Annotated in this window: 11 protein-coding genes; 7 read left to right on the top strand and 4 right to left on the bottom strand. The window is 68.1% G+C overall.

What is annotated here, in order from left to right:
* Positions 1-85: 85 nt before the first annotated feature.
* A complete protein-coding gene (locus LTH93_RS03760) occupies positions 86-466 on the bottom strand; it encodes a DUF1844 domain-containing protein (protein ID WP_241463981.1) in 381 nt (126 codons plus the stop codon).
* Between the two features lie 75 nt (positions 467-541).
* Here LTH93_RS03760 and infC point away from each other — a divergent pair, with 75 nt between their 5' ends.
* From infC to LTH93_RS03735, 5 genes are all read left to right on the top strand, one after another.
* Positions 542-1,312: a translation initiation factor IF-3 gene (gene infC, locus LTH93_RS03755; RefSeq protein WP_241464433.1), complete on the top strand. Its 771-nt coding sequence runs from the start codon at positions 542-544 to the stop codon at positions 1,310-1,312.
* Between the two features lie 257 nt (positions 1,313-1,569).
* Positions 1,570-1,764, top strand: a complete 195-nt coding sequence (gene rpmI, locus LTH93_RS03750) for a 50S ribosomal protein L35 (RefSeq protein WP_241463983.1) — start codon at positions 1,570-1,572, stop codon at positions 1,762-1,764.
* A gap of 49 nt (positions 1,765-1,813) precedes the next feature.
* The gene (rplT, locus tag LTH93_RS03745; RefSeq protein ID WP_058888465.1) at positions 1,814-2,194 is read left to right on the top strand and encodes a 50S ribosomal protein L20; all 381 of its coding nucleotides are present in this window, start codon (positions 1,814-1,816) and stop codon (positions 2,192-2,194) included.
* A 166-nt stretch (positions 2,195-2,360) separates the two neighbouring features.
* Positions 2,361-3,332 carry a TrmH family RNA methyltransferase gene (locus LTH93_RS03740; RefSeq protein WP_241470113.1) on the top strand — a complete coding sequence of 324 codons (972 nt, stop codon included), beginning with the start codon at positions 2,361-2,363 and terminating at the stop codon, positions 3,330-3,332.
* Positions 3,329-3,634, top strand: coding sequence for an RNHCP domain-containing protein (locus tag LTH93_RS03735; RefSeq protein ID WP_241463987.1), 306 nt, complete (start codon positions 3,329-3,331; stop codon positions 3,632-3,634). The genes LTH93_RS03740 and LTH93_RS03735 overlap by 4 nt, the downstream gene beginning before the upstream one ends.
* 40 nt (positions 3,635-3,674) lie before the next feature.
* Here LTH93_RS03735 and LTH93_RS03730 read toward each other — a convergent pair whose 3' ends face one another.
* Positions 3,675-4,283 (bottom strand): DNA-3-methyladenine glycosylase I, encoded by a 609-nt coding sequence (locus LTH93_RS03730; protein ID WP_241470365.1) that lies wholly within the window; start codon positions 4,281-4,283, stop codon positions 3,675-3,677.
* 128 nt (positions 4,284-4,411) lie between these two features.
* Here LTH93_RS03730 and LTH93_RS03725 point away from each other — a divergent pair, with 128 nt between their 5' ends.
* Positions 4,412-6,541 carry a S9 family peptidase gene (locus LTH93_RS03725; protein ID WP_241470112.1) on the top strand — a complete coding sequence of 710 codons (2,130 nt, stop codon included), beginning with the start codon at positions 4,412-4,414 and terminating at the stop codon, positions 6,539-6,541.
* Positions 6,542-6,596: 55 nt separating this feature from the next.
* Here the strand turns inward: LTH93_RS03725 and LTH93_RS03720 are convergent, their stop codons facing one another.
* On the bottom strand, positions 6,597-6,938 hold the full coding sequence (locus LTH93_RS03720) for an acylphosphatase (protein WP_241463990.1): 342 nt from the start codon (positions 6,936-6,938) through the stop codon (positions 6,597-6,599).
* Between the two features lie 128 nt (positions 6,939-7,066).
* Entirely contained in the window at positions 7,067-8,236 is a 1,170-nt protein-coding gene (locus LTH93_RS03715) for an amidohydrolase (protein ID WP_241470111.1), read from the bottom strand.
* 95 nt (positions 8,237-8,331) lie between these two features.
* Between LTH93_RS03715 and LTH93_RS03710 the strand changes: the two genes are divergently transcribed.
* Complete coding sequence (locus LTH93_RS03710) at positions 8,332-9,282, top strand: cation diffusion facilitator family transporter (protein ID WP_241463994.1); 951 nt, start codon at positions 8,332-8,334, stop codon at positions 9,280-9,282.
* The last annotated feature ends 9 nt before the right edge of the window (positions 9,283-9,291 follow it).

The raw sequence follows: 9,291 nt of genomic DNA, 5'->3' as shown, positions 1-9,291 counted from the left end.
ACCGCAGGTGAAGCAACGATGAGACCAGGATGAGAGTCTCTTCCGAGTTCTCTCATCCTGATCTCATCTGGTTCTCATGAAAGGGTCAGTTGACCGGGCCGGTCCACTTCTCGCCGGGACCCTTCCCGGGTGCATCCGGGACGGTGGACTCTTCGCGGAAGGCGAGCTGGAGCGAGCGCAGCCCGTCGCGCAGCGGCGCGGCGTGGGTCGAGCCGACCTCGGGGGCGGCGGCGGTGATCAGACCTGCAAGGGCGGTGATCAGCTTGCGGGCCTCATCGAGGTCCTTGAGCTCCTCCGCCTTGGGGTCATCGGCGAGGCCGGTCTTGACCGCGGCGGCACTCATCAGGTGCACGGCGACGGTGTTGATCAGCTCCACCGCGGGCACCTCGGAGATGTCGCGGGACCGCTGGTTGACCGCCTGGGCGAGATCGGGATTCTCGGCGTGGTTATTCTGCTCACTCTGCATGCTGGTAAGCTTGTCACAGTCTCATCGGCCGCGCTAAACGCACTCAACACGGCGATCACCTCCCAGTTGAGCTCATTGGGCGCACTGGCCGGTGACTCCCCATTCACCGAATTCCTCACAACAGGAGCTAGACAGATCAGCGAACCACGCATCAACGAACGCATCCGCGTACCAGAAGTCCGCCTTGTCGGCCCCCAGGGGGAGCAGGTGGGCGTCGTGCGCATCGAAGACGCCCTGCGTCTCGCCACTGAGTCCGATCTGGATCTGGTAGAGGTTGCGCCCCAGGCCAAACCTCCCGTCTGCAAGCTGATGGATTTCGGCAAGTACAAATACGAGGCAGCGGTCAAGGCTCGTGAATCACGGAAGAACCAGAGCACCACGGTGCTCAAGGAGGTCCGTTTCCGGCTGAAGATCGATGACCACGACTACAACACCAAGGTCGGTCACGCCCGTCGCTTCCTCGATGCCGGCGACAAGGTCAAGGCCATGATCCAGTTCCGCGGTCGTGAGCAGCAGCGCCCCGAGATGGGTGTTCGGCTCCTGCAGCGCTTCTCCCAGGACGTCGCCGACCTCGGCGCCGTGGAATCCTCCCCGCGCCAGGACGGCCGCCACATGGTGATGGTCGTCGGTCCGCTCAAGACCAAGGCCGAGGCCAAGGCCATGGCGAAGAACCAGGCCAAGAAGGAGGAGCCGACCGAGGCTGACGCCGAGGCCGAGGCTCCCAAGGTGAAGAACGAGCGCCGCTCGCGGAAGAACGCGGAGCGCCTGCCCACGGAGAAGAAGGACGCGACCCCGCTCTCGAACTCCATGGCCGATTATCTGCCGGATGAGCTGAAGAACCTCTAGAGGCCTTCTCTCCTCACGGTGAACCCGCGCACCATTCTCATGACGTAGACTGGTGCGCTGGTTTGTGTGGCAGCGCTGCAAGGTGCTGTCGCCACCACCCAAAAGGGGTCTGATGCGTGGATCTCCGTCGCTGCGAGAGCAGCCTCGGCCGCGCGTCGATGACCCACCTCTGCGCCGCCGCGTCAGCAGATGAGCTTCGGCTCGTCGCTGGAGAGCACAGGCGTTGCAGGTCCGAACGACATAAGGAGAACGGCACCATGCCGAAGATGAAGACCCACAGCGGGGCCAAGAAGCGGTTCAAGCTGACCGGTTCTGGCAAGCTCAAGCGCCAGCAGGCCAACCGTCGCCACTACCTGGAGCACAAGTCTTCACGCCTGAAGCGCCGCCTGGCCGGGGACCAACTGGTCACCAAGGCTGACGAGAAGCGCATCAAGCGGATGCTGGGCATCTGAGCCTCAGCACTTTCATCACCGAAGACTTTAAGACTCAAGGAGATATCACGTGGCACGTGTAAAGAGGGCCGTCAATGGCCATAAGAAGCGCCGCAAGGTCCTAGACAGGGCCTCCGGCTACCGCGGACAGCGCTCACGCCTCTACCGCAAGGCAAAAGAGCAGCTGCTGCACTCGTACGTCTATAACTACCAGCACCGCAAGAAGCGCAAGGGTGACTTCCGCCGCCTGTGGATCCAGCGCATCAATGCCGCTGCCCGCTCGCACGGGATGACCTACAACCGCTTCATCCAGGGCCTGAAGGCCGCTGGAGTCGAGGTTGATCGTCGCATGCTTGCTGAGCTGGCCGTCTACGACGCCAACTCATTCGGCGTTCTGGTCGAGACCGCCCGCAAGGCGCTCCCGCAGGACGTCAACGCCGCTCGAGTCTGACTCGACGCAGTGTGACAGAAGGCGCCGTCTCCTCACCGGGGGCGGCGCCTTCTGTGTGCCAGCACCGCTGGCGAAGCACCATTCACGCAGCACCTGCTCCACCGTGCTGAACCTATGAGCACCCCGAGATGCATGAGCAGTCCATTCAGCAGGAGAAGAGAGAATCATGTCCCAGCACATCGACCCCGAGCTCGTCGACAACCCGAAGTCTGACCGCGTCCGCCGCGTGGCGGCTCTTGCCGGGCGGTCCGCGCGCCACAAGCAGGGACTCTTCCTGGCCGAGGGGCCCCAGCCGGTCCGCGAGGCGCTGACGATCTGGCTGCGCCAGTGGGAGCAGGAACAGGGCCCGCAGCCCTTCCCCGAACTGGACGCTCTCTTCTTCGATCCCGCAGCCCTGGAGCGCCACCCCGATGTGCTCGCGCTGCTGGACCGGATGCGCGGGGTGCTCTTCAACCCCGAGACCCAGCTGCCCTCGAACGCCCGGGTCTTTCTGCGCGAAGCCACTCCGGAGGCGCTGCGCGCAATGGGCGACGCCGAGACCTCCCAGGGCATGCTTGCGGTCTGCCGCATCCCCGCTGTCTCCACCCAGCGAGAAGCTCTGGACGCCCAGCTCGAGCAGATCGCCCAGGGTGCCGGGCAGGTCGCGGCCATGCTTCGGCTGCAGGACCCGGGCAACGCCGGCACGATCATCCGCACCGCGGATGCCGCCGGCGCCGGCGCCGTCGTGCTCTCGGCGGGGACCGTGGATCCGTGGAGCCCCAAGGTCGTCCGCTCCGCCGCGGGCTCACACTTCCACGTGCCGATCTTCACCGGGGTCGAACCGGCCGACCTGACCGAGGCGGCCCGCGCCAAGGGCTTCCAGGTGCTCGCCGCCGATGGCCGGGGTGAGACCCAGCTCGCCGAGCTGGCCAACCCTGCAGCCCCCACCCTGTGGCTGTTCGGCCACGAGGCCCACGGACTGACCCACGCTGAGCGCGAGCTCGCCGATCACCGCGTGGCGATCCCGCTCTTCGGAGCTGCCGAATCATTGAACGTGGCCACCGCGGCCACGGTCTGCATGTACTCCACCGCGATGGCTCAGCACGCGCTCTCGGCCGAGGCCACTTCCGACGCCGGAGAGAGCGCGCCCACGGCATGAGCAGGGAGGCCGAGAACACCGGCTTCGACTGCATCCACTGCGGGCAGCCGATTCCCAGACAGCTCGGCGGCAGCTACCGGAACCACTGCCCGCGCTGCCTGTACTCCCGGCATGTGGACATCACCCCGGGCGATCGCGCCGCCGACTGTGGGGCGGCGATGGAACCCATCGGGGTGGACCACACCGGCAAGAAGGGCTTCCTGCTGCTCCACCGCTGCACCCGGTGCGGACAGGTGGATCGGAACCGGCTCGCACCGGATGATGACATGGACCGGGTCATCGAGCTCCAGCGCCCGCATTGACTCAGTGCTGCATCATCCCTCTTGGTCGGCGCCGTCCGGTTCAGCCGGGCTGGTTGGTGAAGGCGATCCCTGAGGCGCCCCGGCGGTGCGAGCCCACCAGGTGGGTGTCCACCATCCCGATGGCCTCCATCAGGGCGAACGCGGTGGTGGGTCCGACGAACCGGAACCCTTCCGCCTTGAGCCGCCTGGCCAGGGCTTCTGACTCCTCTGACCGGGTGGGCACCTGCTCCATCGTCTGCGGCACGGGGGTCTGCTCGGGCTTGTAGGACCAGATCAGCGCGGACAGGCCACCGCGGTCACGCAGCGCCAGGGTGGCCCGGGCATTGCCGATGGTCGCGGTGATCTTCCCGCGGTGACGGATGATCCCGGCGTCGTCGAGCAGCCGCAGGATGTCCTCCTCGGCGTAGTCCGCGACCACCTCGGGATCGAACCCGGCGAAGGCGGCACGGAAGTTCTCCCGCTTGACCAGGATGGTGGACCAGGAGAGGCCGGCCTGAAACCCCTCCAGGCTCAGCCGTTCGAAGAGGCCGTGCTCGGCACGGATCGGCATCCCCCATTCGGTGTCGTAGTAGCGCAGCATCATCTCGCTGCCGAGCGCCCAGGGTGTGCGGGGCAGACCGTCGGGGCCGATCGCGGGTCCGGAGGTCATCGCAGAGGTCGTCGCAGGAGTCGTCTCGGGGGTCGCGTCAGAAGTCACAGCACCAGGGTAGCGCTGTCCACCACGCCGGTAGTTGTACAATGCAACCATATGCTGGCGGTCGCTGGTAGAACAGCACCATGACACAGCACAGCTCGAGCATCTTCTCCGACCTGGACCACTTCGTCACCCATCCCCGCCTCGGCGGTCTCACGCTGAGCCCCGACGGGTCCCGGCTGGTCACCACCGTCTCCACGGTCAACACCGCAGGTGATGGCTACACCGGTGCGCTCTGGGAGATCGACCCCAGCGGCGCCCGTCCCGCCCGCCGGCTCACCCGCAGCCCCAAGGGCGAGGGTGCTCCGGGGTTCTCTGCCACAGGTGATCTCTACTTCACCTCGGACCGCCCGGGGGAGAAGCCCGAGGAGAAGAGCTCCGCCCTGTACAGGCTCCCCGCGGACGGAGGTGAATCGGTGCTGGTCAGTCGACGCGCCGGTGGCGTGAGTCAGCCGCACTGCGCCCAGCAGGGGTCCACCATCCTGCTCACCGCGCCGCTGCTCCCCGGGGCCGGCTCCGAGGAGGCGCACGAGCAGCTGCACCGGCAGCGCGAAGAGGCCTCGGTCAAGGCGATCCTGCACACCGGATACCCGATCCGCTTCTGGGACCACGATCTCGGCCCGGCCCGCCCGAGCCTGTTCGCCCTGGAGTCCACGGCCGACGCCGCGGCCCTCCCCACGGATTCCGAGCAGGCCAGCCTTCGCCACCTCACCGAGGGTCTCGGAGCTCGCTTCGGCGGAGACGTGAAGGTCAGCCCGGATGGCACCGTCGCGCTGATCAGCGTCGTCGTGCCCGAAGTCCGGGCCGGTCAGCGCACCGCTCTGGCGGTGGTGGACACCGCCACCGGTGAGCGTCGGATCATCGCGGACGAACCCGGGTACACCTTCAGCGCCGGGGGGATCAGCCCCGATGGGCTTAGCGCCGCCGTCGTGCGCTCTGCCCAGCCGACGCCGCAGCGAGCCCCGCAGCCGCAGCTGCACCTTCTGGACCTGCACACCGGCGCGCTGACCCGGCTCGCCGAGGACGCTGACCTGTGGCTCACCCCCGCGGCCTGGCTGCCGGACGGCTCAGGACTGCTCGCGCTGGCCGACCAGGGCGGACGCGGTCCGGTCTTCCGCGTGGACGCCACCAGCGGTGCGGTGGAGCAGGTCACCACCGAGGACGCCACCTACTCCGCCGTCGTCGTGGCCCCTGACGGTCACACCGCCTACGGGGTGCGCTCCAGCTACGCCTTCCCTGAGGAGGTGGTCTCGATCGACCTGAGCACGGGGGAGGCCGCGCGGCTGCAGAATCCCCATGTGCGTCCGGAGCTGCCCGGCACGCTGACCGAGGTCACCACCACCGGGGCCGACGGTGCGCCGGTGCGGGCCTGGCTTGCGCTTCCCGCCTCCGCCTCGACGGAGCAGCCGGCACCGCTGCTGCTCTGGATCCACGGCGGGCCGCTGAACTCCTGGAACGCCTGGACCTGGCGGTGGAACCCCTGGCTGATGGTGGAGCAGGGCTACGCGGTGCTGCTGCCCGACCCGGCGCTGTCCACCGGTTATGGGCAGAACTTCATCCAGCGCGGCTGGAACTCCTGGGGAGGACATCCCTTCACCGATCTGATGGCGATCACCGACGCCACCGAGGCGCGGAAGGACATCGACCCGACGCGCACCGCCGCGATGGGCGGCTCCTTCGGCGGGTACATGGCGAACTGGATCGCCGGGCAGACCGACCGATTCTCCGCGATCGTCACCCATGCCTCGCTGTGGGCGCTGGATCAGTTCGGCTCCACCACGGACTTGGCCTCGTACTGGCGCAACGAGCTCGATGAGCGGATGGCCGCGGAGCACTCACCGCATCTGCATGTGGAGAAGATCGTGACCCCGATGCTGGTCATCCATGGCGACAAGGACTACCGGGTGCCGATCGGGGAGGGGCTGCGGCTCTGGTACGAGCTGCTCGCGAAATCGGGGCTGCCGGCGGATGAGGACGGACACAGCGCACACCGGTTCCTCTACTTCCCCGACGAGAACCACTGGGTGCTCAGCCCTGCGCACGCGAAGATCTGGTACCAGGTGGTCTCGGGCTTCCTCGCCGAGCATCTGCTGGGCGAAGCGGCCGCGCTGCCGGAGGAGCTGGGACTCACCGCGCCGGCTGCGGACCAGCAGCCCGTCCGCGGGCATCTGGGGTCTCCCGCGGGACGCGCAGCCGCATCCGTCGCTTCCTGAGGGCTGTCGGGGAATCCGTCGCACAGCGATGCGCCTTGGGAGGGAGGTGCTGGTGTCAGCGACGGATCTCGAAGCCTGCCTGCGGCAGCGAGGCGAGATCCGCCTCGGTCGCCTCACGCTGCTGCACCTCGGTCACCTCGGCGGACTCGGGTCCCTTCCCGGCCCAGCGCAGCAGCGCGTCCACCGCTGGACCGTCGCCGCCGACCAGGAGCTCCACCGCGCCGTCGGCGGTGTTTCTGACCCATCCGATCAGTCCCAGGTCATCGGCCTCGGCCTTCGTCGATGCGCGAAAGGTCACCCCCTGCACCCGACCGGTGATCTGCGCGTGGGTTCCGGTGGTGCATCCCGAGGGAGCGAGGGGCTGTTCGGAATCGGGAGGTGAGAGGGGTTCAGTCATGCGCCCAGTCAAACACCCTCAGGGTCCAGCCACCAGGTCCCGCCCGTCTGCGGGCGCGGTGGGAGGCGCCCGCAGGTGGCTCGAGACGGGATTCGCCGCGGCGCGCAGACTCAGGCCGGCGCGGAGGCTCAGGCCGAGGCTTCGGCGGGCTCGTGCGAGAACACCAGCGCTCCGTCGATCCAGGTGTGCAGCACCCGGTTCCTGGTGTCCAGCGGATCTCCGGACCAGAGCGCGAGGTCCGCGTCCTTGCCCGGCTCCAAGGTCCCCACTCGATCTGACACCCTGAGCACCTCGGCCGGGTTGATCGTGATCGCCCGAAGCGCCTCGACCGGGTCCATGCCCTCGCGCACCGCGAGGGCCGCCTGATGGATCAGGAACTCGATGGGCACCACGGGATGATCGGTGATGATCGAGACCTTCACCCCGGCGCGGGCGAGGATCCCCGGGGCCCTGGGGCTGCGGTCGCGGACCTCCACCTTGGAGCGCGAGACGATCATCGGCCCGTAGAGCACCGGAATGCCGCGATCGGCGATGACGTCGGCGAGCTTATAGGACTCGGTGCCGTGATCCAGGACCAGCTCATAGCCGAACTCATCGGCCAGGCGCAGCGCGGTGGCGATGTCATCGGCGCGGTGGCAGTGCTGGCGCCAGGGGATCTTGCGGTCGAGCACCAGCGCCAGCGCCTCGGAGACGAGATCCCCGGGCCGGTCCGCCGGGTCCTTGGCCTGCCAGTTCCTGGCCTCGGTGAAGGCCTTGCGGATGGTCATCGCGACCCCGAGCCGGGTGTTCGGGGTCTGCTTGCGCTCCCCATAGATCCGCTTGGGGTTCTCACCCAGGGCTGACTTCAGGCCCGAGGGGGAGCGCAGCACCATCTCGTCCACGATCCGCCCCTGGGTCTTCAGCGCCACAGCGAGCCCGCCGATCGGATTGGCCGACCCCGGATTCACGTTCACGGTGGTGATGCCCGCGGCCCGGGCGTCGGCGAAGCCGATCTCCGCCGGGTTGATCGCATCCAGGGCGCGCACGGCCGCGGTCACCGGATCGGTGGTCTCGTTGACATCGGCGCCGGCCCAGCCCTCGCCCTCCTCATGGACCCCCAGGTGCACGTGGGCATCGATGAGTCCCGGCAGCACCCAGCCGCCGGCGGCATCGATGACCTCATGCTCGGCAGGATGGTCCACAGCGGGCCCCAGGGCCGCGATCCGGCCCTCAGTGACCACCAGGGAGCCGTCGAAGGGCTCACCGCTGATGGGCAGGATGTGCGCATTGCTGATGACATAGTTTCTCTGAGCAACCATGTGGGGACTCTAGCGCACTCGCCTTGCTGAGAACGCTTCTGCGTCCGGCTCGCAGCTTGGGAGATCTCGGCGGAACGCAGGAGAATGGTGCCACGATGCACCACCATGATCACGGCGCCCGCGCCGACGACCCTGCCTCCTCCGAGACTGCCGCACGCACGCGCTCACACCGCCGTCGGCTGGCGATCGCCTGCGCCATCACCGTGGGTGTCGTCCTGGCGCAGGCCATCGGGGCCTGGGTCACCGGTTCGCTGGCGCTGCTCACCGATGCCGTGCATTCACTCACCGACAGCATCGGCCTCGGTGTCGCCCTGGTCGCGGCGGGACTGATGCACCGGGCCGCCACATCCCAGCGCACCTGGGGCTTCCGACGCGTGGAGATCCTGGCGGGGCTGCTGCAGGCGACGCTGCTGCTGGGCGTGGGCATCTACGCCGCGGTGGAGGGGATCGGCAGGCTCAGCGCACCGCCCGCAATTCTGCACATCGAGCTGCTGATCTTCGGGGCAGTCGGTCTGACCGGCAACGTGATCTCGCTGCTGGTGCTCGCCTCGGGCCGGAAGGCCAACTTCAACATGCGTGCCGCGTTCCTCGAGGTCACCGCCGATGCGCTGGGATCGCTAGCGGTGATGGTGGCAGCCGTCGTGATCTGGACCACCGGCTGGCAGCAGGCCGACGCCGTGGCCGCGCTGGCCATCGCCGCACTGATCATTCCGCGTGCGCTGCTGCTGCTGCGCGAGACCGCGCGAGTGCTGCTGGAGTTCGCCCCTCGCGGGCTTGACCTGGAGCAGGTCAGGGCGCACATGCTGGCCCAGGACCATGTCCAGGAGGTCCACGACCTACACGCCTCCACGGTCGCGACCGGGCTGCCGGTGATCTCCGCCCATGTGGTCCTCGATGACGCCTGCTTCCGCGAAGGCTGCGTGCCGGAGACGCTGAGCCGGCTGAAGACCTGCGTGGCCGAACACTTCGACGTGGCGGTGGAACACTCCACCTTCCAGCTCGAGCCGCGCAGCATCGCCGCCGGTGAGACCCACACCCACGCCTGAGCAGCGCCC

Origin of the sequence: Nesterenkonia sp. DZ6 (assembly GCF_022565835.1) — a bacterium.
Classification (GTDB): domain Bacteria; phylum Actinomycetota; class Actinomycetes; order Actinomycetales; family Micrococcaceae; genus Nesterenkonia.
Note: the sequence above shows the minus strand (reverse complement) of the source record. Positions and strands in the feature narration are given on the sequence as shown.

What these genes read in the sequence shown, in the direction of transcription:
- rpmI (WP_241463983.1), top strand. Translation starts at nt 1,570, where the DNA reads ATGCCGAAGATGAAGACCCACAGCGGGGCCAAGAAGCGGTTCAAGCTG.
- LTH93_RS03720 (WP_241463990.1), bottom strand. Translation starts at nt 6,938, where the DNA reads ATGACTGAACCCCTCTCACCTCCCGATTCCGAACAGCCCCTCGCTCCC.
- LTH93_RS03740 (WP_241470113.1), top strand. Translation starts at nt 2,361, where the DNA reads ATGTCCCAGCACATCGACCCCGAGCTCGTCGACAACCCGAAGTCTGAC.
- LTH93_RS03760 (WP_241463981.1), bottom strand. Translation starts at nt 466, where the DNA reads ATGCAGAGTGAGCAGAATAACCACGCCGAGAATCCCGATCTCGCCCAG.
- LTH93_RS03715 (WP_241470111.1), bottom strand. Translation starts at nt 8,236, where the DNA reads ATGGTTGCTCAGAGAAACTATGTCATCAGCAATGCGCACATCCTGCCC.
- LTH93_RS03735 (WP_241463987.1), top strand. Translation starts at nt 3,329, where the DNA reads ATGAGCAGGGAGGCCGAGAACACCGGCTTCGACTGCATCCACTGCGGG.
- LTH93_RS03710 (WP_241463994.1), top strand. Translation starts at nt 8,332, where the DNA reads ATGCACCACCATGATCACGGCGCCCGCGCCGACGACCCTGCCTCCTCC.
- LTH93_RS03730 (WP_241470365.1), bottom strand. Translation starts at nt 4,283, where the DNA reads ATGACCTCCGGACCCGCGATCGGCCCCGACGGTCTGCCCCGCACACCC.
- LTH93_RS03725 (WP_241470112.1), top strand. Translation starts at nt 4,412, where the DNA reads ATGACACAGCACAGCTCGAGCATCTTCTCCGACCTGGACCACTTCGTC.